Annotated in this window: 19 protein-coding genes; 8 read left to right on the plus strand and 11 right to left on the minus strand. The window is 75.0% G+C overall.

The window, feature by feature from the left end; all coding sequences use genetic code 11:
* The first annotated feature begins 121 nt into the window (after window positions 1-121).
* Window positions 122-1,153: a polysaccharide deacetylase family protein gene (locus ACIQI7_RS28745; protein WP_401115279.1), complete on the plus strand. Its 1,032-nt coding sequence runs from the start codon at window positions 122-124 to the stop codon at window positions 1,151-1,153.
* A 44-nt stretch (window positions 1,154-1,197) separates the two neighbouring features.
* Here the strand turns inward: ACIQI7_RS28745 and ACIQI7_RS28750 are convergent, their stop codons facing one another.
* Window positions 1,198-1,629, minus strand: a complete 432-nt coding sequence (locus tag ACIQI7_RS28750; RefSeq protein ID WP_401115282.1) for a YchJ family protein — start codon at window positions 1,627-1,629, stop codon at window positions 1,198-1,200.
* A gap of 338 nt (window positions 1,630-1,967) precedes the next feature.
* Window positions 1,968-2,582 (minus strand): TetR family transcriptional regulator, encoded by a 615-nt coding sequence (locus ACIQI7_RS28755; RefSeq protein WP_401115285.1) that lies wholly within the window; start codon window positions 2,580-2,582, stop codon window positions 1,968-1,970.
* A gap of 204 nt (window positions 2,583-2,786) precedes the next feature.
* Between ACIQI7_RS28755 and ACIQI7_RS28760 the strand changes: the two genes are divergently transcribed.
* Window positions 2,787-3,188 (plus strand): hypothetical protein, encoded by a 402-nt coding sequence (locus ACIQI7_RS28760; protein WP_401115288.1) that lies wholly within the window; start codon window positions 2,787-2,789, stop codon window positions 3,186-3,188.
* A gap of 136 nt (window positions 3,189-3,324) precedes the next feature.
* On the opposite strand, the gene ACIQI7_RS28765 is transcribed toward ACIQI7_RS28760, so the two are convergent.
* Window positions 3,325-4,947, minus strand: a complete 1,623-nt coding sequence (locus ACIQI7_RS28765) for a cytochrome bc complex cytochrome b subunit (RefSeq protein WP_401115673.1) — start codon at window positions 4,945-4,947, stop codon at window positions 3,325-3,327.
* A 408-nt stretch (window positions 4,948-5,355) separates the two neighbouring features.
* On the opposite strand from ACIQI7_RS28765, the gene ACIQI7_RS28770 reads away from it, so the two are divergent.
* The gene (locus ACIQI7_RS28770) at window positions 5,356-5,682 is read left to right on the plus strand and encodes a hypothetical protein (protein WP_401115291.1); all 327 of its coding nucleotides are present in this window, start codon (window positions 5,356-5,358) and stop codon (window positions 5,680-5,682) included.
* 73 nt (window positions 5,683-5,755) lie between these two features.
* Here the strand turns inward: ACIQI7_RS28770 and ACIQI7_RS28775 are convergent, their stop codons facing one another.
* Window positions 5,756-7,141: an ATP-binding protein gene (locus ACIQI7_RS28775; protein WP_401115294.1), complete on the minus strand. Its 1,386-nt coding sequence runs from the start codon at window positions 7,139-7,141 to the stop codon at window positions 5,756-5,758.
* Window positions 7,138-7,818: a response regulator transcription factor gene (locus tag ACIQI7_RS28780; protein ID WP_401115297.1), complete on the minus strand. Its 681-nt coding sequence runs from the start codon at window positions 7,816-7,818 to the stop codon at window positions 7,138-7,140. The genes ACIQI7_RS28775 and ACIQI7_RS28780 overlap by 4 nt, the downstream gene beginning before the upstream one ends.
* A 182-nt stretch (window positions 7,819-8,000) precedes the next feature.
* Here ACIQI7_RS28780 and ACIQI7_RS28785 point away from each other — a divergent pair, with 182 nt between their 5' ends.
* Entirely contained in the window at window positions 8,001-9,575 is a 1,575-nt protein-coding gene (locus tag ACIQI7_RS28785; RefSeq protein WP_401115300.1) for a glutamate synthase subunit beta, read from the plus strand.
* 59 nt (window positions 9,576-9,634) lie between these two features.
* Here the strand turns inward: ACIQI7_RS28785 and ACIQI7_RS28790 are convergent, their stop codons facing one another.
* Together ACIQI7_RS28790 and ACIQI7_RS28795 are read right to left on the minus strand one after the other, a co-directional pair.
* Entirely contained in the window at window positions 9,635-11,143 is a 1,509-nt protein-coding gene (locus ACIQI7_RS28790; RefSeq protein WP_401115302.1) for a TolB family protein, read from the minus strand.
* A gap of 260 nt (window positions 11,144-11,403) precedes the next feature.
* Window positions 11,404-12,699, minus strand: a complete 1,296-nt coding sequence (locus ACIQI7_RS28795; protein WP_401115305.1) for an MFS transporter — start codon at window positions 12,697-12,699, stop codon at window positions 11,404-11,406.
* Between the two features lie 122 nt (window positions 12,700-12,821).
* Here ACIQI7_RS28795 and ACIQI7_RS28800 point away from each other — a divergent pair, with 122 nt between their 5' ends.
* Window positions 12,822-13,460 (plus strand): TetR/AcrR family transcriptional regulator C-terminal domain-containing protein, encoded by a 639-nt coding sequence (locus ACIQI7_RS28800; RefSeq protein ID WP_401115309.1) that lies wholly within the window; start codon window positions 12,822-12,824, stop codon window positions 13,458-13,460.
* 41 nt (window positions 13,461-13,501) lie between these two features.
* Here ACIQI7_RS28800 and murQ read toward each other — a convergent pair whose 3' ends face one another.
* Entirely contained in the window at window positions 13,502-14,407 is a 906-nt protein-coding gene (gene murQ / locus ACIQI7_RS28805) for an N-acetylmuramic acid 6-phosphate etherase (RefSeq protein ID WP_401115312.1), read from the minus strand.
* A 165-nt stretch (window positions 14,408-14,572) separates the two neighbouring features.
* Between murQ and ACIQI7_RS28810 the strand changes: the two genes are divergently transcribed.
* Window positions 14,573-15,196 carry an endonuclease gene (locus ACIQI7_RS28810; RefSeq protein ID WP_401115315.1) on the plus strand — a complete coding sequence of 208 codons (624 nt, stop codon included), beginning with the start codon at window positions 14,573-14,575 and terminating at the stop codon, window positions 15,194-15,196.
* Window positions 15,197-15,225: 29 nt separating this feature from the next.
* Here ACIQI7_RS28810 and ACIQI7_RS28815 read toward each other — a convergent pair whose 3' ends face one another.
* The gene (locus ACIQI7_RS28815) at window positions 15,226-15,906 is read right to left on the minus strand and encodes a DUF6445 family protein (protein ID WP_401115318.1); all 681 of its coding nucleotides are present in this window, start codon (window positions 15,904-15,906) and stop codon (window positions 15,226-15,228) included.
* Window positions 15,907-16,027: 121 nt separating this feature from the next.
* The gene (locus tag ACIQI7_RS28820; protein WP_401115321.1) at window positions 16,028-16,675 is read right to left on the minus strand and encodes a TetR/AcrR family transcriptional regulator; all 648 of its coding nucleotides are present in this window, start codon (window positions 16,673-16,675) and stop codon (window positions 16,028-16,030) included.
* 195 nt (window positions 16,676-16,870) lie between these two features.
* Between ACIQI7_RS28820 and ACIQI7_RS28825 the strand changes: the two genes are divergently transcribed.
* Both ACIQI7_RS28825 and mca read left to right on the plus strand, forming a co-directional pair.
* A complete protein-coding gene (locus tag ACIQI7_RS28825; protein ID WP_401115324.1) occupies window positions 16,871-18,319 on the plus strand; it encodes an MDR family MFS transporter in 1,449 nt (482 codons plus the stop codon).
* Between the two features lie 28 nt (window positions 18,320-18,347).
* Window positions 18,348-19,277 (plus strand): mycothiol conjugate amidase Mca, encoded by a 930-nt coding sequence (gene mca, locus ACIQI7_RS28830; RefSeq protein ID WP_401115328.1) that lies wholly within the window; start codon window positions 18,348-18,350, stop codon window positions 19,275-19,277.
* Window positions 19,278-19,363: 86 nt separating this feature from the next.
* Here the strand turns inward: mca and ACIQI7_RS28835 are convergent, their stop codons facing one another.
* Window positions 19,364-20,860 (minus strand): PHB depolymerase family esterase, encoded by a 1,497-nt coding sequence (locus ACIQI7_RS28835; RefSeq protein ID WP_401115331.1) that lies wholly within the window; start codon window positions 20,858-20,860, stop codon window positions 19,364-19,366.
* Between the last annotated feature and the right edge of the window lie 158 nt (window positions 20,861-21,018).

A 21,018-nucleotide genomic window follows, 5' to 3' on the forward strand; every position in this document is an offset into this window, starting at 1 on the left:
CGTGCTGGTCACCCGGCCGCCCGCCGCCGGGCAAAGGAACGGCAAGGACCCCGGTGCGTCGTTGCCCCGCGCGGGTGACGAGGGGATTGGCGGTGGTGCGCGGCGGGGGAGCAGTGCACCCATGAACAGACCATCAGGTTGTCGTATTAGTGGGGGTCTGAGGGGGAATCAGCAGCACCGGAGCGGTGCTCGGACCGGCCTGCTGGCCACCGTCTGCCTCTCCGCCGTCCTCGCCGGCTGCGCCGGTCCGGCCGCTCCCGCCGGGCCGAAGTCGGCCCCGGCCGCCGGCGCCAAGGCGACTCCGGCGCCCGCCGCCGAGGCCGTCGCGGCCGCCGAGGGCGCCGACCGCGCGGGCGCCCCGCCCGCGGCGCAGCTGCTGCCCGGCCTGGCCCGCAAGGAGGAGCAGAACAGCAGCGAGGCCATGGCCCGGCAGGAGGCGGCCGTCCGCGCCGCGCTGGAGACCGCCCAGCGCTGGGGCCTGGAGCGTCCGCCGCTGAAGGCCCCGCCGCGCCCGGCGACCAGGGCCGCCCTCACCCCGGTGCAGGGCGTCAAGCTCGCGGACGGCCGCCCGCCCGTGGTCTACCGGGTGCCGACCGACGACAAGGTGGTCTTCCTGACCGTCGACGACGGCGCCGAGAAGGACCCGGAGTTCTCCCGGATGGCCGAGGAGCTGGGCATCCCGCTCAGCGCCTACGTCTCCGACTACCTCGCCCGGGAGAACTACGGCTACTTCCGCGACCTCCACGCCCAGGGCGTGGAGATCAACAACCACACGATCAACCACCGCAACCTGAAGGTGCTGGACTACGAGAGCCAGCGCCAGGAGATCTGCACCCAGCAGGACCAGCTGGAGCAGCAGATCGGGGCCCGCCCCCGGCTCTTCCGGCCGCCGTACGGCGAGTACAACGACGACACCCTGCGCGCGGCGGCCTCCTGCGGGGTCGAGGCGGTGCCGCTGTGGAACGAGGAGGCGTTCCCGGACCACATGGAGTGGCGCTACGACGACCGGAAGCTGCATCCGGGCGACATCATCCTGACCCACTTCCGGGGCGCCGACATCTGGAAGGCCTCCATGCCGGACCTGCTGCGCAAGGTCGTCAACGAGGTCACCGAGCAGGGCTTCGCGCTGGCCCGGCTGGACGACTACCTCTAGCCGTAGCCGTAGCCGCCGGGCGCGGTGACCGCGGGCCGGGCGGCTCAGCCGAGCGAGCGGGCGTCCAGGTACACCCAGGCGCCCTCGTGCCGCACGAAGCGGCTGTTCTCGGTGAGCACGCCCGCCTCGCCGCCCTCCGTCCAGTGCGCCCGGAAGGCGACCGTGCCCTCCGCGTGGAACGCGCCGCCCTCGGTGGTGCCGACCACCTCCAGCCCGGTCCAGCGCAGCCCCGGATCGAAGTCGACCTCCGCGGGCCGGGTGTCCGGGTGCCAGGTGCGCAGCAGGTACGCCTCGTCCTGCGCGGCGAAGGCGCTGAAGCGGGAGCGCATCAGGGACTCGGCGGTGGTGGCCTTCGCCTGGCCCCGGTGCAGCCGGCCGCAGCAGTCGCCGTAGGCGGCGGGCAGGCCGCAGGGGCAGGGGGAGGAGGGCAGCAGCCGGGGCGCGGCGGCGCGGGGCTCGGAACGACGTCGGGACATGCCCTCCATTCTCCCCCACCCGCCGGACGGCTCCCCGGCGGGCCCGCCCCCGCCGTCCCCGGCCCGCCCGCGGCTGTCACCCGGGTCAGCGGCCGGGCCGGACGGTGAGCCTCGCGAGTACGGCGACCGCAGGCGAGACCGCCGGCAGCAGCAGGAGTGGTGGACGACGGGCCACTGGAGGACGACCAGGCCCAGGCCCGCCGGCAGACCGTAGCCGGCCACCGCCGGGTGGGCGCGGGTGGACGGCCCGGACGGCGGGCCGGGGCGCGCTCAGAGCGGGCGGCGCCGAGCACGGCGGCGTGGTCGGCCGTCTCGAACCACCCTCGGGTACGGCGGGTTCACCGGTTCCGCGGATCGGGGAGCCCGGCCGCCAGCTGTCGCAGGGCTTCGGCGAGCAGCGGCTGGAACGGCACCGCCGGGTCGGCGGTCAGGTGGTGCTCGTCGGCGACCTGCAGTGCGCAGAGCGCGGCCGCGGCGACCAGCTTCGGGTAGAGGTCCCGGTCGGGGTCGGTCCCGGTGCGGGCGGCCACCGCCGCCGCCAGGCCGGCCCGGGTGGCGGCGGTGGCGCGGACCAGCTCGGCCTGGAGAACGGGCTCGCGCAGGAGCAGCCGGACGGCGGCCGTCCACCGCGGGTCGGGCTCCTCGGCCGCGCCGTCGAACGGCACGGCCAGCGACCGGGCCAGCGCCTCCCAGAGCGGTTCCTCCGCCGGGCGGCCCCGCAGCGCCTCGGCGGCCCGCAGGATCCGGTCGCGGTGCCGGAAGACGATCGCCTCCGCCTTGCCGGAGAAGTAGTTGTTGTACGTGCGGGGGGAGACCCCGGCGGCGGCCGCGATGTCCTCGACCCGGACGTTCTCCCACCCCCGCTCGACCGCCAGGCGCAGTGCCGCCCGGCTGAGGGCCTCCCGCGTCGCGGCCTTCTTCCGTTCCCGCAGCCCGGGTTGACCGTTCGTCACGGGTCTCACTGTCCCGGCAGAGGTGCGCGGTGCGCAATTCTGCGCGGCACGCAAGATTTTCCCGGGTGTACGGGTTCTGGCGAGCCGTCCGCCACCTGCGGTTCGTCGCTGGTAGTAGTTGCCTGGTTGCGGAGCGATCCCCGCCGGGAGCCCGTGCCCGCAGGACCTCCGACGGGACGACTCGACACGACTTGAGGAGCGGTCATGGGTGGCAGACAGCGTCCGCCGAGAGCGCGGACCCCCCGCCAGGGCAGGCCCGCCGGTGCCGGTGCCCGGGTGGACTCGCGGGCGGGGTTCGCCCGCATCGAGGGGTTCCTGGCCTGGGAGGCGGAGGTCGCGGCGGCCGAGCGGGACGCCCGCGCGTTCGCCGCGCGGTTCCCGTGGCTTCCGGAGCCGGAGCGGGAGTTCCTCGAACAGGCCTACGCCGCCGACCGGTTGCGCTACGCCGAGGAGGTCGTCGACCGCGCGGTCGAGCGCTGCCGCCGCCTGGCCGCCCGCTACCGCGTCGAGTGCCGCCGGATCTGCGCCCGCTGGGCGGCGCTCTGCCTCTCCGTCACCGTGGCGGCGGCGCTGTTCGCCGTCGTCCCGGCCGTCCTGCGCGGCTGAACCGTCGTTTCCGGCCGTCACCGTCCGGTGCGGCCGGGGGCGCCCAGGCCGCCGTCGACCGCCCTGGGCGCGACGAGGGCCCGCTGTGCCGTCTCCGGCACAGCGGGCCCTTTCCGACGTCGGGGACCGGTCGGGATCAGTGGTGGCCGTGGCCGCTGGTGATCTCCTCGTGCTCCTCGACGGTGGGCTTGGCGATCTGGCTGTACTCGCCGTAGAAGCCGCGGGAGAGCTTCACCCGAGCGCGGGTCCACAGCCCGGCCTTGCGGGCCACCCCGTTCTCGTCCACCGCTGGCGGCAGCACGGAGGGCTGGGGCTGGTCGTGCGAGGTGAGGGTGTAGAGCCGGCCCTGCGGCAGCGGTGCGTGCACCTCGACGAACTCGCCGTGCTGGAGCCGGTTGATGACGCCGGTCTCCCGGCCGTGCAGCACCTTCTCCCTGTCCCGCCGCTGGAGGCCCAGGCACCACCGCTTGGTGATCACGAAGACGACCACCGGCAAGGTGAAGAAGCCGGCCCGCACCGCGTAGGTGATCGCGTTGATCGAGAGGTGGAAGTGGGTGGCCAGCAGGTCGTTGCCGCCGCCGGCCAGCAGGAGCAGGTAGAGGGCCATCCAGGCCGCGCCGAAGGCGGTGCGGACCGGGGCGTTGCGGGGCCGGTCGGCGATGTGGTGCTCACCCCGGTCCCCGGTGATCCAGGCCTCCAGGAAGGGGTAGCACCAGATCACCAGCAGCACCAGCGGGAAGACCATCAGCGGGATGAACACCCCGAGGTTGAGGGTGTGGCCGCCCCAGACGCTGATCTCCCAGCCGGGCATCACCCGGATCAGGCCCTCGGAGAAGCCCATGTACCAGTCCGGCTGGGCGTCGGTGGACACCTGGTCCGGACGGTACGGCCCGTACGCCCAGATCGGGTTGACCGTGGCGATCGCCGACATCACCGCGACCACGCCGAAGACCAGGAAGAAGAAGCCGCCCGCCTTGGCCGTGTAGACCGGCAGCAGCGGCATGCCGACCACGTTGCTGTTGGTCCGGCCGGGCCCGGCGAACTGGGTGTGCTTGTGGTAGAAGACCAGGATCAGGTGCGCCGCGAGCAGGCCCACCATGACGCCCGGGATCAGCAGGACGTGGACGGTGAACAGCCGGGGGATGATGTCGGTGCCCGGGAACTCGCCGCCGAAGAGGAAGAACTGCAGGTACGTCCCGACGATCGGGACGGACAGGACGGCGCCCTCCATGAAGCGGATGCCGGTGCCGGAGAGCAGGTCGTCCGGCAGCGAGTAGCCCATGAAGCCGTCGAACATGCCGAGGATCAGCAGCAGCGCGCCGAAGACCCAGTTGACCTCCCGCGGCTTGCGGAACGCGCCGGTGAAGAAGACGCGCATCATGTGGGTCAGCATCGAGGCGACGAAGACGATCGCGGCCCAGTGGTGGATCTGGCGCATCAGCAGGCCGCCGCGCACGTCGAAGCTGATCCGGATCGTCGAGGAGTAGGCCTCGGACATCGGGATGCCCTTGAGCGGCACGTACGACCCGTCGTAGACGACCTCGCCCATGCTCGGCGTGAAGAACATGGTGAGCCAGACGCCGGTGAGGATGATGATGACGAAGGTGTAGAGCGCGATCTCGCCCAGCATGAAGGACCAGTGGTCGGGAAAGATCTTGCGCAGGTTGGCCTTGGCCAGGGAGTAGATGCCGAGTCGGCCGTCCGTCCAGTCGGCCAGGGCCTCGGCCGGGTTGGCGGGGTTGGCGCGCGTGCTGGTCACCGGTCCCGGCTGCGACTGCTGGTCGGTTCTCACGACGGGCTCCCCGGCGTCCTCGGCGTACCGTGCTGGAGGCCCGCCGGCGGGAACGCCGGCCGGCGAAGTGTTGTGATCATGGGACCTCTCGATACGGGCCCGCCGGCCGGACCGGCGCGCGGACCAGGTGTTCCACTGGACCCGTTGCTCAGGGTGATGGAGCGCTTACTCTGTCATGCTGTCGGCAGGCGGCCGACTGTGCACGTCCATCGGCCCGTCCGGCCGCTCGTGTCGGGCCGGACGGGGGGCTCTGACGCCCGATCGGCTGGCCGCCGCTCGGCCCAACGGGTGCCGATGCTGCGGTCGGGTGCCGCCGAAGCGTGTCGGCGCGCGCCGTGTCCGGGGGGCTTCCGGTCCAGGGCCTACGCTTCGCCAATGGCGGATCACCGTGAACTCTTCGAGGACGTCACCGAGGCCCTGGCCCGCGCCGGGTTCGACACCGGCCCGGGCTCCTCACCGCTGTGGATCGACCGTCACCCCGAGGGCGTGGTGGTCGGCTGGACGCCGGGCGCGGAGCCGGGCGGTCCGCCCTCCCGGGAGGCGGTCGCGGCACTGAGCGGCGCGGCCGCGGTCGTCCTGCGCGAGTGCGGCTACCTGGTCGCCGGTACGGAGGAGGGGGATCTGCTGGTGCGTTGCGCCGAACCGGTGACGGTCCCGGACTCGCCCGAGCCGGAGCCGGTGCCGGAACAGTGGTGGGGGTGAGCGGGGCCGTTCGACGGGCAGGGGCGGGCCGCGGCGGTGAGCCGGGGCCCGCCCGCTTCGTGCCGGGGCGACCTCAGGAGCCGAGGGTGAAGCCGATCACCGCGCCGCCGCCCTCCCGGTCGGCCGCGAAGGCCGTCCCGCCGTGCGAGCGGGCCACCTCGTGCACGATGGCCAGGCCCAGTCCGGATCCGGGCAGGCTGCGGGCCGCGGTGGCCCGGTAGAAGCGGTCGAAGACCCGGTCGAGATCGGCCGCGTCGATGCCCGGGCCGCGGTCGCGCACCTCCACCCGCGGACCGCGCACCACCACCTCGATCGGACTCGTCCCGGCCGGGTCGAACTTGGCGGCGTTGTCCAGCAGGTTGCCCACCGCGCGGGCCAGGGCGTCCGGCCGCGCGGTGACGACGGTTCCGTCCGCGTCCACCGTGATCTCCCGGTCGCTGCGCCGCCGGGCCTGGGCGGCGGCCTGCCGGACCACGTCGGCGAGCACCACCTCGGTCGGCCGCCCGTCCGTCCGGCGGTCCGCCGCGAGCGCCACCAGCTCCTCCACCAGCTGGGTCAACTCCCGGGCCTCGTCGGCCAGATCGGTCATCAGGGCGGCGCGTTCGGCGGGCGGCAGCCGGTCCAGGGCGGGGAGCACCGAGAGGTTGGTGCGGAGGCTGGTCAGCGGGGTGCGCAGCTCGTGCCCGGCGTCCTGGACCAGTCGGCGCTGGTTCTCCTTGGCGGTGGCCAGCCGGACCAGCATCCGGTCGAAGGCCCGGCCGAGCCGGCCCACCTCGTCCGTTCCGGCGGCGGGCACCGGAACGTCCAACCGCCCGCTGGCGGCGACCAGTTCGGCCGCGTCGGTGAGCCGGACCAGCCGTCCGGCGATCCCCCGGGCGAGCAGCCGGCCGGCCCCGCCGGCGAGTGCCGCGACGACCGCGACCAGGGCCACCGTGCGGGTCCGCAGGGCGGCCAGCAACTCCTCGGTGGGACCGACCTGTTGGATGATCTGGACCGCACCGCGCCCGCCGCCGAGCGAGACCACGCCGATCCGGTAGGCGCCGCCGTGCCAGTGGCGCACCCCGGTGGTGGTGCGGCCGGGCTGCTCGGCGCGGGCCAGGTCGCGGTCGCCGGGCGTCGGTGGGAGGTCGAGCCGGGCGGTGCCGGGGACGATCCGGCCTTCGGGGTCGAGGGACTGGGTGGTGACCCGGATCGGGCGCACCAGGTCGTCGCTCAGACCGCTCGGCCCGGAGAAGTCGCCCGGGAAGAGGACCTGCCGCTCGACCTGCCGGTCGACGGAGTCGACGGCGGCGGTGAAGTCGGCGGTCTCGTCGTCCCGGATCAGCCGGGCGGCGGCGTGGTAACCGAGTGCGCCGATGAGCACCGCGACCAGCGCGGCGATCGCGGCGAAGGCCAGCGCCAGGGTGGTGCGCAGGCCCGGGCGCGGCAGCCGGCGCAGGAGTGCCGCCGGGCCGGTCACGGCTCGCGCAGCGTGTATCCGACGCCGCGGACGGTGTGGATCAGCGGGGGCAGGCCGGGGAGGTCGAGCTTGCGGCGCAGGTAGCCGATGAACACCGCGAGGTTCTTCGAACCGGGGCCGAAGTCGTAGCCCCAGATCCGCTCGTACAGGGTGGCCTGGTCGAGGACGGCGCCGGCGTGCCGGGCCAGCAGCTCCAGCAGGTCGAACTCGGTGCGGGAGAGGTCGAGCTCCTGGGCGGAGCGCCAGGCCCGCCGGGCCGGCGGATCGATCCGCAGGTCGGCGACGGCCAGCACCTCGGCGGCGGGCCCGGGCGGGTGGCGGCGCAGCAGGGCGCGCAGCCGGGCGAACAGCTCGTCCACGTCGAAGGGCTTGACCAGGTAGTCGTCCGCGCCGGCGTCGAGGCCGGCGATCCGGTCCGGGACCTCGACCCGGGCGGTGAGCATCAGCACCGGGGTGCGGTCGCCGGCCGCCCGCAGCCGGCGGCAGACCTCCAGGCCGTCCGGCGCGGGCATCATCACGTCGAGAACCAGGACGTCCGGGCGCTGCTCGGCGAGGACGGCCAGGGTCCGGGCGCCGTCGGCCGCGACCCGCACCCGGTAGCCCTCCAGCGTCAGGGCGCGGGCGAGCGAGTCGCGGATGGCCCGGTCGTCCTCGGCGATCAGCACGGTGTGGGTCATGGCGGAGATTCTCCCCGGCGTGCTCGCGGCGGGGCCGGGATCGCCGGGGGCGGCTCCGGGGCGGTCCGCGACGGCCGCCGGTTTCGCGCGGTGCTTCGCGGGCGTACGGTGGCCGTACAGTGGCGCGCCGCCGGGTGGGCGGGCCGCTTGGTCCGTGTCGGCACGCCCTGCCGGAGGCCGCGATGGCAGACCGGATGGCCTTCTTCACCACCCCGCGCGCGGAGCGGGCGCGGCGGGACGCGCGGGAGCGGCTGGGGGACTGGCGGGAGGTGTACCGGCCGGGGTCGCTGCTGCCGGTGGTGGGCGGGCAGGCGGGGCGGTGCATGGAGTGCGGGCTGCCGTTCTGTCACAGCGCCTGTCCGCTGGGGAACCTGGTGCCGGAGTGGAACCGGTTGGTGGCGGCGTCGGATCCGGCGTCGGCGTCGGGGTCGGAGCCGGATCCTGGGGCCGGGTCGGACTCGGGGACGGGGTCGGCGTCGGGGGAGGAGCGGGGCGCGGGGGCGGACTGGCGGGCGGCCGCGGCGCGGCTGCTGGCGACCAACAACTTCCCGGAGTTCACCGGGCGGCTCTGCCCGGCACCCTGCGAGAGCGCCTGCGTGCTGGCGATCGACGGCGCGGCGGTGACGATCAAGAACGTGGAGCTGGCGATCGCCGACCGGGCCTGGGAAGCGGGCTGGGACGTGCCCCGGCCGCCCGAGTGCCGGGAGCGGGCCGGTGGCCGGCGGGTCGCGGTGATCGGCTCAGGCCCGGCCGGGCTGGCCGCCGCCCAGCAGTTGACCAGGGCCGGGCACACCGCCACGGTGTACGAACGGGCCGACCGCGCGGGCGGGCTGCTCCGGTACGGCATCCCGCCGTTCCGGCTGGAGAAGCACCGGCTGGAGCGCCGGCTGGACCAGCTGCGGGCCGAGGGCGTCGACCTCCGCACCGGGGTGTGGGTCGGTCGGGACGTCCCGGGCGAGGAACTGCGGGCCGGGTACGACGCGGTGGTGGTCGCGGTGGGCGCCACCGCCTGCCGGGACCTGCCGGTGCCGGGTCGGGACCTGTCCGGGGTGCACCAGGCGATCGACTACCTGACCTGGGCGAACCGGGTGGACGAGGGCGACCGCCCGGTCTCACCGGTGTCCGCCGAGGGGCGCGACGTGGTGATCGTCGGGGGCGGGGACACGGCGGCGGACTGCCTGGGAACGGCGCTGCGCCAGCGCGCCGCGTCGGTCACCCAGTTGGACGTCAACCCGCGTCCGCCGCGCGGCCGGGCCGCCGGACAGCCCTGGCCGGTGCACCCCAAGGTGTACCGGGAGACCACCTCGCACGAGGAGTCCGGCGCCGCGGAGGCCGGGCCCCGGGTGTTCGCCGCGGCCACCGTGGGCTTCGAGCCGGGCCCGGACGGCCGGCTGGCCGCCGTCCGCTTCGCCGAGGCCGAACCCGCCGACCGCAGCCCGCGGGCCGGGACCGAGCGCAGCCTGCCGGCGCAGCTGGTGCTGCTCGCGCTGGGGTTCACCGGGCCGGAGCCGGACCGGCGGCTGTTCGGCCAACTCGGCCTCGCCACCGGCGCGGAGGGCGCCCTGGCCAGGGACGACGGTTTCGCCACGGCGGCGGAGGGCGTGTTCGTCGCGGGGGACGCCGGGCGCGGACAGTCGCTGATCGTCTGGGCGATCGCCGAGGGGCGGGCGGTCGCGGCGGCGGTCGACCGGTACCTGCGGGGGTGGACGGAGCTGCCAGCGCCGATCCGGGCCTCGGCGCGGGCACTCACGGTGTGAGTCCGCGAGCGCCCGCGCCGGACCGGGCTGTGCGGGGTCGGTGGTCCGTCGGGCGGGTGTCAGAACAGCGGCAGGCGGCGGAGGAACACGTCCTCGACGCCGTTGGTGTCCCCGGGGACGAGAGTGCCGTCGGCCGAGGCGAACACCACGGTGGTGCCGAAGGCGCCGGGGAACGGGGAGTGCGAGGGGCCGGTGCTCTGCGAACCGTCGCCCGCCAGGCTGACCCGCTCGGTGCGGCCGGTCCAGAGGTCGTGGCGGAACACGTCCTCGGCGCCGTTGGTGTCGCCGGGGACGAGGTTCGCCGCCTCCGAGCTGAAGAGGACCCATCGGCCGTCCGCCGTGATCCGGCCGCCGTAGGAGCTCAGGGTGGTCGTCGTGCCGGGCAGGCCGGAGCTGACCAGCGTCTCGGTGCCCCGCGCGAGGTCGCGGACGTAGACCTCGAAGTGGCGGTCCCACTGGGAGTCGCCGTGCAGGACCCAGGAGGAGTAGACCGCGTAGCGGCCGTCGGGGCTGACCGAGGGGCTGACCACGCCCCTGTAGCCGCCGTCGGCGTCCGGGCTGGCCAGGCTCGTCCGCCCGGTGCGCAGGTCGCGGACGTACAGCGGGTAGGTGCGCGGCTTGCGGATCTCCGGGCGGGGGTCGGGGAGGATGACGGGTCGGGAGTCGGGCAGGGCGTCGGCTCGGGGATCGGGGCGGGCGCTGGGGCGGGACGAGTCGGCGGTGAACTCCTGGTCGGAGCCGGCCCTGAGCTCGGCGACCGCCTCCGGGGAGAGGCCGCCCGCCTGGCCCGGGTCCAGGAGGTTGGTCGCCTTGGAGATGAAGACGACCGTGTTACCGTCGGCGCTGATCTCCGGCGCGGAGGAGGAGGCGTCCGCCTCCCTGCCGTCCGCGCCGATGCTGACCAGGCGGGTGTCCCCCGTCCAGCGGTCGGTGACGTAGATGTTGCCGCCGAACCAGGTGACCGTGCCCGGGGCGAGGTCACCGCGGTTGGACTGGTAGGCGACGTAGCGGCCGTCCCAGCTGATCGAGGGGACGCCGGAGAGCTTGCCGGTCTGCGGCACTCCCGTCCTGCCGACGCTGACCAGCCGGGTCTCGCCGGTCCGGCGGTCGTGGACGTAGACGTCCTCGGAGCCGCGGTTGGCGTCGGGGGCGAGGTTGGTGGCGGTGGAACTGAACGCCACGTAGCGGCCGTCGCCGCTGATGGCGGCCTGGTAGGAGGCGCCGTCGGCCTGGGCGCCGTCCGGGCCGGTGTCGACCCGTTCGGTGCGGCCGGTCCACAGGTCGCGGACGAAGACGTCGGACGTGCCGTTGGTGTCGCCGGGCACCAGGTCGGCGGCCTCCGACGTGAAGACGGCGAAGCGGCCGTCGGCGCTCAGACCGTCGGCCTGGGAGGCTCCGGTGGCCTGAGCGTGCCCGGGGCCGACGGAGACGCGTTCCGTGCGGGCGCCCGGCCGGACGGCCGGGCCCGTGTCGGCCGGAGCGGCCTGGGCCGGTGCGGCGACGGCGGCGGCCAGCGCGGCGGCCGCGAGGGCGCAGGCCGTGCGCAGCGGGCGGCGGATGCGGATCATCTGGTTCCCTCCCCTGGGACCGGCCGTGCCGCGTCGGCGGTGGACGCCGAACTCCCCGGCGGCCGGCTCGGGGTGAGCCAACCGCCGGGCGGGGCGGTCGGTCAACGGTTGCGCGCCGGGAGCGGCGCATCCGTGCCGGGAGCCCGCAGACGCGATCGAGTCGGGTGCGTACGGCTGTTGCGGCGATCCGGTGACAGGGGGGTCGGGAGATCTGCGTACGGGGGGTGGTGGGTTGGGGCGGGGGCCGGTGGGTGGCTTGGTCACGCGGTGGGCTCCGCGGTGGCCGGTCCGGTGCGGTGGGCCCGCTGGTCGTAGCGCCAGAGCGCGGGGATCGCGGCGGACAGCGCGGCCGAGCTGCCGAGGCAGAGCAGGCCGCCGGTGCGCAGGGCCGCCCGGATGCCCTGTCGGGCGGCGAGCCCGCCGGCCCGGAGGTCGCCCAGGGCCGGGCCGGCGGATCCGGTCAGCATCTCCAACCCGGCGGCTCGGCCCCGGAGTTCGTCCGGAATGGACTGGTTCCAGATGGCGCTGCGGAAGGTGTCGCCGATCCAGTGCGCGCCGCCCGCGACGGTGAGGCAGAGCAGCACGGTCCACAGTCCCGGGGCGACCGCGGCCGCGGTCGTCGCCGCGCCGACCAGGGCGGCGGAGAGCAGGACCAGTCGGCCGTGCCGGTGCACCCGCGCCGCCCACCCGCCGGTCGCGGCGGCGAGCAGGCTGCCGAGCGCGCCGGCGGAGTAGAGCAGGCCGAGCGCCCAGGTGGCGTCCAGGTCCGCGGCCAGGAACGGGAAGAGCGCGGTGGGCAGGGCGAAGACGGTGGCGGCGAGGTCGGCCAGGTAGGTGCCGATCAGGTCGGGCCGCCTGGCCGCGTACCGGGCGCCGTCGAGGAACTCGGTGAGCCGCGGCGCCTCGGCGTCCCGCTCGGAGGGGACCGGCCGGACCCGGGCGAGCAGGGCGATCGAGAGCAGGAAGGTGCCGAGGTCGACCAGGTAGGCCGCCGGGACGCCGGCGGTGGCGATCAGCAGGCCGGCCGCCGCCGGGGCGGCCACGCCGCCGATGCTCCAGCGCAGTGAGAGCAGGGCGCCCGCCGCCACCAGCTGGTCCCGGGGCACCAGCCGGGGGACCATCGCCTCGACCGAGGGCTGCTGGATCCCCTGGAGTGCCGCGGCCACCCCGGCGGCGGCGTAGAGCGGCCAGACGGAGGGCGTGCCGAGCAGCGCGTTCACCAGCAGCAGGGCGCTGAGCGCGGCCAGTGCGACCTCGGTGACCAGGGCGACGGTGCGGCGGTCGGCTCGGTCGGCGAGGACGCCGCCGTAGAGGCCGAACAGGACGGTGGGCACGAGTTCCACCGCGCCGACCGCGCCCACGGCCAGCGGCGAGCCGGTGAGGTCGGCGATCTGGAGCGGGATCGCCGTCATGGTGAAGATCGAGCCGAGCAGGGTGACCGTGCCGGAGGTCCAGGTCAGCCGGAAGTCCCGGGAGGACCGCCAGGGCGCGGTGTCGGGCAGCACTCGGGACCGGAAGCGGTCCCTTCCGGAGGTCGGGTCCGGTCCGGAGGTCATGGGGGTGGTCCCTTCGCGGCCGTCGGCGTCGCGACGGCTCTCCTTATCGCCGATAAGTTCCAGCTCGGGAACTTATCGGCGATAAGGTGGCCTGGCAAGTGGTTGACGGGGAGGTCGATCGGATGGCGCTGCGGCGCGACGAGGTGGTGCGCACGGCGCTGCGCCTGCTCGACGAGGAGGGCATCGACGGGCTGACCACCCGTCGGCTCGCCCGTGAACTGGGCGTCCAGTCACCGGCGTTGTACTGGCACTTCAAGAGCAAGCGGGAACTGCTCGACCTGATGGCCGAGGCGATGCTCGCCGAGGCCCTCCCGCCCGACCGCGAGCCGGACCCGGAGCACTGGCCCGAGTGGATCGCCGCCGACGCCCGCGCCAAGCGGAACGCCCTGCTCGCCTACCGCGACGGCGCCCGGGTGCACGCCGGAACCCTGCCCACCGAGGACGAGCTCCCGGCGGTCGAGGCCCAGTTGCGAGCGCTCTGCGGAGCCGGGCTGCGCCCGCGCACGGCGCTGCGGCTGCTGCTGACCGTCGACCGCTACATCATGGGCTGGGTCACCGAGGAGCAGGCCTGGCGGCAGGACGCCGCGGACCGCGACCGGCCGCCGTTCCCGGACGAGGCGCTGAGCGGACTGCCGCTGCTGCGCGAGGCGGTCGACGTGCTGCGGATGACCGACCACGACGCCGACTTCGAGTACGGGCTGCGGGTGCTGATCGAGGGGTTCCGCGCGGAGATCGCGCGGGAAGCGGGGGAGGGCCGTTAGGGCCCGGCTCCTGGATGTCGGCGGCCCCGGGGCGCTTGGCGTCAGGGCCGGGCGAGCCGGAGGGCTTCGCGCAGCCGGCCGTCCGAGGCCTTGAGCAGGCGGGCGGCGGTGGGGGCGTCCACGTCCGCGAGCAGGGACAGGACCGCGTCCTTGGCCCGGCCGCCGGTCGCGGCCAGGGCGCGGTCGACCGCGGCCCCGTCGGCGCCGGTCGCCTCGGCGACGATCCGTCGGGCGCGGTCGCGCAGCTTGTCGTTGGTGGCGCGCAGGTCGACCATCAGATTTCCGTACGTCCGTCCGAGCCGGACCATCACGGCCGTGGACAGCAGGTTGAGCACCAGCTTTTGCGCGGTGCCCGCCTTGAGCCGGGTCGATCCGGCCAGCACCTCCGGACCGACCTCCACCTCGACGCCCAGCTCGGCCGCGGCCGCGAGCGCCGAGCCCCGGTTGCACGCCAGTCCGACGGTCAGCGCCCCGGCGGCCCGGGCGGCGCGGACGGCGGCCAGCGGATAGGGCGTACGGCCGGAGGCGGAGACGCCGACCAGGGTGTCGGCGGGGGTGAGGGCGAGCGCGGCCACGTCGGCCTCGGCGAGGTCGGTGCGGTCCTCGGCGCCCTCGGCGGCCGCGGTCACGGCCGAGGGTCCGCCCGCGATCAGGCCGACGACCAGCGCCGGATCGGTGCCGAAGGTCGGCGGGCACTCGACGGCGTCCAGCACACCGAGCCGCCCGGCCGTCCCCGCGCCGGCGTAGACCAGCCGGCCGCCACGCGCCATCCGCGCAACCACGGCGTCGACCACGGCGGCGATCCGGTCCAGTTCCCCGGCGACCGCCGCGGGCACCGTGCGGTCCTCGGCGTTCATCAGGCGGAGCAGCTCGACCGTGGGCAACTGGTCGATCGCGGCCCACTCGGGGCGGACGGTCTCGGTCGCGGGAAGGGCAGGACGGCTCATGTTCCCGCCTCGCTTCGCTCGGCAGGGGCCTTCGCCCACGCACACCTCTCGATGATTCTCCCCCAGCCTCCGGCCGGGGGGACCCCCATGCTGCGCTCGCTCATGCGGCGAGCCTCCCCGGGTGCGAGGCGCCCGAATCCGGGCAAGCGTGGAAGGAGGGAGGTGGTGGCCGTGGAACCGACCGTTGCCGAACTGCTGGACCGGTTCGGCCGCACCTACGCGGAGGAGGCCGGGATCACCCTGCGGGACAAGCCATCGCCGCTGTACCGGCTGCTCGTCCTGACCGTGCTCTGCTCGGTGCGGATCAGCGCCGGCACCGCCACCGCGGCGGCCCGCGAACTGTCGGCCGCCGGGCTGCGGACCCCGCGTGCGATGGCCGGCGCCCGGCGCCGGACGCTCATCGAAGCCCTGGGCCGGGCCCACTACGTGCGCTACGACGAGAGCACCGCCACCGCGCTCGAACAGGGGGCGGAGCTGCTGCTCGACCGCTGGCACGGTGACCTGCGGCGCTTGCGGGAGGAGGCCGGGGGCGATTCCGAGCGGATCGGCGAGCTGCTCCGGGAGTTCCCCCGGATCGGGCCGGTCGGTGCGGGGATCTTCCGGCGCGAGGCGCAGGCGGTCTGGCCCTCGCTGCGGCCGTACTTCGACGAGCGGGTGCTGGAGGAGGCCCGGACGCTCGGGCTGCCGGACGAGCCGGACGGGCTGGCGGCGCTGGTCGGGCCGGGGGACCTGGCCCGGTTGGCGGCGGCGCTGACCAGGGCGAGCCTGGCGCACGTGGGGGCCGGGTGAGGTGTGGGCCGTTCCGGGGCGGGGGGGGGTCAGGCCATCCAGAAGAAGACCGCCGTCATCCGCCGCTCGGCGAGTTCGGTGCCGTAGTAGCCGGTGGCGCTGTGGATCAGGTTGGCGTGGTAGAGGAGCAGCTGGTTGTAGCGGTTGGGGACGCGGACGTCCTCCGTGAAGTGGTCGGCCGGTACGTGGCGGGTGCCGAGCGCCTCGACCAGGTTGTTGTGCGGGGCGTTGACCAGGTTGCCGCCGAGGCGGCCGCCGGGGAACTGCTGGCGGTAGAAGCTGGTGCCGGCGTCCTTGGGGGCGCCGGGGCTGAGGTAGAGGACGGCGGCGTAACGGCAGAGCGCGCGGGAGTCGGTGTGCGGGCGGGACTCGGACTCCCCGGCGCCGACGACCTGGACGCAGTTGTGGTTGAGCGTGCCGCCGCCCGGGGTGCTCTGCACCCAGAGCCGGGAGGCGCCGGTGGCCTTGCGGACCAGCGACTCGACCCGGGCCAGCTCGTCGGGTTCCAGGCCCGGCATGGTGCGCAGTCCGGGCCACGTCTCGGGGCGGTGCGGGTAGCCCTCCGTCCAGTCCCCACGGGCCAGGCAGCGCTCCCGGACGGCGTCCGGGTCGGGCAGCACGTCGTCCAGGACCCAGTAGTCCCGGCCGCGGGTGGGTTTGCGGTACGGCAGGACCGGCAGGGCGGTAGGCCTGATGGGCTGTGGGGGCATGCGCCGACCATAGGGGCGGTGATCGTCAACGTTCTGCCGTGAGCAGGTCAACCTTTCGTCAAGGGTGCCCTGACCTGGTCGTACGGCCGGGGCCCCGGGCCCGGGGCGGTGGGCCTGTGCGCTAGTCCTCCCGTACGGCGAAGCTCCCCAGGGCGCCCTCCAGGCGGTCGTAGGCCCGGACCGCCGAGGGGCGGACCGCGGTGGCGATCGCCGCGTGCTCCCCACCCGCCAGGGTGCGTCGGAACACCTCGGCGAACACCGCCCGGTCGACGGCGGCGAGCAGCGCGGCGGCGACCCTGCACTCGAAGCCGACGGGTCTCTCGTGCACCGCCTCGGCCAGTGCCTCGGCGAGTGCCGTCTCGCTCTGCTCGTGCAGCTCGCGCAGTCGGGCGCCCAGTGCGGGACTGTCGGAGACGGTGCGGGCGAAGGCCGGGCCGGAGAAGCCGAGCCGGGCGTCGTGCCGGTCGAGCCCGGCCAGGCAGTCGCGGCGCAGCGCGGCGAGCGCGGACTCGCCCGGCGCGCGCTCGGCGACGGCCGCGGCGAGCCGGCCGGCGAGCTCCTCGTGCAGGTCGAAGAAGAGGTCCTCCTTGCGGGGGAAGTGGTTGGTGACGGTCATCTTGGCGACTCCCGCGGCGGCCGCGACCTCGGCGATGGTCGTGCGGTCGAAGCCCTGCGCGATGAAGAGCCTCGTCGCGGCGTGCGAGATCGCCTCGCGGGTGCGGCGCTTGTTGAGCTCGCGCAGGTTCGGCGTGGTCCCGGTCTCGGTCATGGCGGGAGCGTAGCGCAGTTCGCTGGGTCGAGCACAGTAATTAGGTTTGACCCAGAAGCTTGGTCCGTCCTAAGTTCTTCTCGGCGGCCGGACCGGCCGCCCGGGTGGGCGTCCGCGAGGGTGCCGGGTGGGCGTCAGTGTGACGGCACGCGGCTTCGGGGAGCGGCTCGCCCGATGGCGACCAGGGGAGGGCGCATGACCACATCCGTCACGGCGAAGGACCGGCCGGGAGGAGTCCGGGAGGGGGAGCCGGAGCCGATTCCGCCGGGCCTGTGGAAGATGGGCGCGGTGCTCGCGCTCGGGCCGGTGCTCGCGCTGTTGGACAGCACGATCGTCAACGTCGGCATCGATTCGGTGGGGCGCGACCTGCACAGCTCGATCGGGGCGGTGCAGTGGGTGGCCACGGGGTACCTGCTGGCGATCTCGCTGACGATGCCGCTCTCGGGCTGGGCCGCGGCGCGGTTCGGTGGGCGGCGGGCGTGGCTCGCCTCGGTCGTCCTGTTCGTGCTCGGATCGGCGCTGTGCGGGCTGGCCTGGTCGACGGGCAGTCTGATCGCCTTCCGGGTGCTGCAGGGGATCGGCGGCGGGATGATCCAACCGCTGGGCCAAGCGATCATCATACAAGCGGCCGGCCCCTCCAGGGTCGGGCGGGTGATGGGCACGCTGATGCTTCCGATCAGCCTGGCGCCGGTCCTCGGGCCCATCCTCGGCGGGCTGGTGCTGGAGCACTTCGACTGGCGCTGGATGTTCCTGCTGAACGTCCCGGTCGGGCTGGTGATCCTGCTGCTCGCCGCCCGTTGGCTGCCGGCTGACGAACCGTCGGACGCACCGAAGCCCCGGTTGGACGTCATCGGTCTGGTGCTGCTCTCGCCCGGCCTGACCGGGCTGGTCTACGGGCTCTCGACGGTCGGTGACGGCGGCGCGACGGCCGGCTGGGTCGCTCTGCTGGTGGGCGTGGTGCTGGTGGCGCTCTACGGCCGGCACGCGCTGCGGGTGGGCCGCGGGGGAGTCCGGACGCCGCTGATCGACCTGCGGCTGTTCGCCCGGCGCGGCTTCAGCGTGGCGACGGCGAACAGCTTCCTGCAGGGCGCCGCGCTGTACAGCTCGATGTTCCTGGTGCCGCTGTACTACCAGCAGGTGCGGCACGCCAGCGCGGTGGAGGCCGGTCTGCTGCTGGCTCCGCAGGCCCTCGGTACGGCGGTCACCGCCATGCTGGCCGCCCGGATGACCGACCGCATCGCGCCGCGCCCGCTGATCCTGATCGGCATCGCCTGCTCCCTGGTCGGCACCGTCGCGTTCACCCGGCTGGGCAGCGGCTCCGAACCGGCCGGCTGGCTGATCGCCGCCTCGCTGGCACTGCGCGGCGCGGGCATGGGGATGATCGCGATACCCGGGCTGGCGGCGGTGTACGGGAGCGTCGAGAAGGACCAGGTGCCGACGGCGGCGGGCGCGGTCAACGTGCTGAACCGGGTGGGCGGAGCGCTCGGTACGGCGGTGCTGACGCTGGCGCTCCTGCAGGCGCAGGACGCGCACCTGGGCCACCCGGGCGCGGCCTTCGGCGAGACCTTCTGGTGGGTGCTGGCGCTGTCCGCGCTCGCCATCGCTCCGGCACTGCTCTACCCGAACACCCGCAAGTCCGGCTGACCACCGGTCGGTCCCCGACCACCCAGGCATGGAGGTACCCGTGTTCACCCGTCACCCCGACGGCCTTCGGCTGCTCAGCGTGCACGCGCACCCCGACGACGAGTCCAGCAAGGGAGCGGCCACCCTCGCCCGGTACGCCGCCGAGGGCGTGGACGTCCTGGTCGCCACCTGTACCGGTGGCGAGCGTGGCTCGGTGCTCAACCCGGCCATGGACCGGCCCGAGGTCCGGGCCGACATCGCCCGCGTCCGGCGCGAGGAGATGGCCGCCGCCCGGGAGATCCTCGGCGTGCGCCAGCAGTTCCTCGGCTTCGTCGACTCCGGGATGCCCGGGGCGGGCGAGCCGCTCCCGGAGGGCTGCTTCGCCGCCCAGCCGGTGGAACCGGCGGCGGAGCCGCTGGTCGCGCTGATCCGGGAGTTCCGCCCGCAGGTGGTGATCACCTACGACGAGACCGGCGGCTACCCGCACCCGGACCACGTGATGACCCACCGGGTCACCGTGGCGGCCCTCGAAGCCGCCGCCGACCCGGAACGCCACCCCGGGCTGGGCGGGCCGTGGCAGGTGGCCAAGCTCTACTACCACCTGGCGCTCTCCCGGGCCTGGTTCCAGGCCCTGCACGAGGCCATGACGGAACGGGGCCTCCGCTCGGAGATGGGCGAGCTGCTCGCCGGCTGGCCCGACACCCCGCCCGCCCTGGCCACCACCACCCGGATAGCGTGCGCCGAGCAGTTCGCCGTACGGGACGCGGCGTTGCTGGCGCACGCCACCCAGGTCCAGCCGGGTGTGGCTTTCATGGCCCACCCGCGGGACATCGAGCGCGAGGTCTGGCCGACCGAGGACTACCACCTGGCCCGGAGCCTGGTGCCGGGGCCCGGCGCGGCGCCAGGGGCCGCGGCCGGAGCGGGCGAGGTCGAGACCGACCTGTTCGCCGGGCTCCGGGCGGGGGTGGGGGCGGGGTGAGCTCCGGGGTGGGCGCGGTGGCGCGGGCCGTCGCGGCGGTGCGGGCGGTCGCGGCGGTGCTCGGCCGCGTGCCGGCTGTCATCCGTTCAGCACTGGCCGTCGGCGAGCACGTAGTAGCCCGGGCCGGTCTGCTTCAGGGTGTGGGTGACGAAGGTGTTCCAGAGCCCCATGCTCTGGCCCGAGCCGAGGGCGTAGGCGAGGCCGCCGCTCTGGGTGGCCCGGCCGGCCTGCACGTGCGCGAAGTTGCTGGCGGTGTAGCACTGGGACGTGCCCCCGCCCGGGGTGGTCGCCGTCACCGCCGCCGACCGGGTGCCGACCGCGCCCGACCCGTCGACCGCCGCCACGGTGTAGCTGTACGTGGTGCCGGCCGCGAGCCCGGTGTCGGTGAACGCCGTGCCGGTCGCACCGCCGACCTGGCCGCCGTCGCGGAAGACCTGGTACGAGGCGGCGCCGCTGACGGCCTGCCAGGTGAGGGCGATCGAACCGGAGGCCGCGGTCGCGGTCAGCCCGGTCGGGGCCGGCAGCCCGGGGTCGGCGGGGCCGGAGCCGCCGTCCAGCCCCCAGAACCGCGCGGTGTGGTAGCCGGAGCAGATCGCGTCGAGGAAGTAGGCGCCGGTCGATCCGCACTGGTCGGCCCCGGAGCCCGGGTCCACGGCCAGGCCGTGCCCCATCCCGCTGATCGTGAACAGGGCCACGGCGGGCCTGCCGCTCGCGTCGGCGTAGAGCTCCTCGGTGGTGCCGCCGGGGAGGCTCCGGGTGCTGGTCGGCTGACGGCCGATGCCCTGGACGTCGGTCCACTGGTCCCGCAGCTCGGTCGAGTTCACCGGCCTGACCACGGTGTCGGCGGTGCCCTGCCAGATCGCGACCCTGGGCCACGGCCCGGTGTACCCCGGGTACGCGGCCCGGACCTTGTCGCCCCACTGGGCCGGGGTGAGCCGCTGGTCGGAGTTCTGGCAGCCGGAGGCGGCGGCCTGGGTGGCGGCGCAGTGGGCGGGCAGGCCGGAGTCGATCGCCCCGCCGGCGAACACGTCCGGGTAGTCGGCCAGCAGGTCGGCGGCCATCCCGCCGCCCGCCGAGAGCCCGGTGACGAACACCCGGTGGGCGTCCGAGCCGTACAGGGACTCGGCCTTGGTGACCATCTCGACCACCGACTCGGCCTCGCCGACGCCCCGGGCGGCCTCTTTCGCGTCGAACCAGCTGAAGCAGGAGAGGCTGTTGTTGGCGCTGCTGGTCTGCGGGAACACCACCGCGAAGCCGTACTGGTCGGCGAACTTGGTCCAGCCGGAGTTGCGGTAGTAGTCGGTGGCGCTCTGGACGCACCCGTGCAGCGCCACCACCAGGGGGGCGCCGCCGGGCAGTCCGGCGGGGGTGTAGGTGTACATCGCGAGGTTGCCCGGGTTGGTGCCGAACCCGGTGACCTGCTGGAAGCTGCCGCTCGTGGCCGTGGCTGTGGCCGTCGCCGTGGTGCGGGAGGGTGCGGCGGAGGCCGGGGCGGGGGCGGCGGCGGCCGCACCGGGCGCGGTGGTGCCGAGTGCGAGAGCGGCGGCGGTGAGCAGTGCCGCCGCGGCAGGGCGCAAGGGCATGGGGACTCCTGGGTGGGGGAGGAGTGGGGGCCTGTCCCGTGCAGCGTGGCGCGCCCCGCGTCCCGGTGCCATGTGGCGGTCATCCGAGGTCCGCCGCCCGGGCATGGCACGGGCCGCCATGGTTCCGCCGCCCCGGAGCGCGCCCGGGGCGACCATCG

Origin of the sequence: Kitasatospora sp. NPDC092039, assembly GCF_044756065.1 — a bacterium.
Taxonomy (GTDB): Bacteria; Actinomycetota; Actinomycetes; order Streptomycetales; family Streptomycetaceae; genus Kitasatospora.

Coding starts and splice junctions, on each gene's coding strand:
- murQ (WP_401115312.1), bottom strand. CDS start 14,407: ATGAGCCGTCCTGCCCTTCCCGCGACCGAGACCGTCCGCCCCGAGTGG.
- ACIQI7_RS28760 (WP_401115288.1), top strand. CDS start 2,787: ATGGGTGGCAGACAGCGTCCGCCGAGAGCGCGGACCCCCCGCCAGGGC.
- ACIQI7_RS28835 (WP_401115331.1), bottom strand. CDS start 20,860: ATGCCCTTGCGCCCTGCCGCGGCGGCACTGCTCACCGCCGCCGCTCTC.
- ACIQI7_RS28800 (WP_401115309.1), top strand. CDS start 12,822: ATGGCGCTGCGGCGCGACGAGGTGGTGCGCACGGCGCTGCGCCTGCTC.
- ACIQI7_RS28770 (WP_401115291.1), top strand. CDS start 5,356: ATGGCGGATCACCGTGAACTCTTCGAGGACGTCACCGAGGCCCTGGCC.
- ACIQI7_RS28815 (WP_401115318.1), bottom strand. CDS start 15,906: ATGCCCCCACAGCCCATCAGGCCTACCGCCCTGCCGGTCCTGCCGTAC.
- ACIQI7_RS28825 (WP_401115324.1), top strand. CDS start 16,871: ATGACCACATCCGTCACGGCGAAGGACCGGCCGGGAGGAGTCCGGGAG.
- ACIQI7_RS28795 (WP_401115305.1), bottom strand. CDS start 12,699: ATGACCTCCGGACCGGACCCGACCTCCGGAAGGGACCGCTTCCGGTCC.
- ACIQI7_RS28790 (WP_401115302.1), bottom strand. CDS start 11,143: ATGATCCGCATCCGCCGCCCGCTGCGCACGGCCTGCGCCCTCGCGGCC.
- ACIQI7_RS28820 (WP_401115321.1), bottom strand. CDS start 16,675: ATGACCGAGACCGGGACCACGCCGAACCTGCGCGAGCTCAACAAGCGC.
- ACIQI7_RS28780 (WP_401115297.1), bottom strand. CDS start 7,818: ATGACCCACACCGTGCTGATCGCCGAGGACGACCGGGCCATCCGCGAC.
- mca (WP_401115328.1), top strand. CDS start 18,348: ATGGAGGTACCCGTGTTCACCCGTCACCCCGACGGCCTTCGGCTGCTC.
- ACIQI7_RS28745 (WP_401115279.1), top strand. CDS start 122: ATGAACAGACCATCAGGTTGTCGTATTAGTGGGGGTCTGAGGGGGAAT.
- ACIQI7_RS28750 (WP_401115282.1), bottom strand. CDS start 1,629: ATGTCCCGACGTCGTTCCGAGCCCCGCGCCGCCGCGCCCCGGCTGCTG.
- ACIQI7_RS28785 (WP_401115300.1), top strand. CDS start 8,001: ATGGCAGACCGGATGGCCTTCTTCACCACCCCGCGCGCGGAGCGGGCG.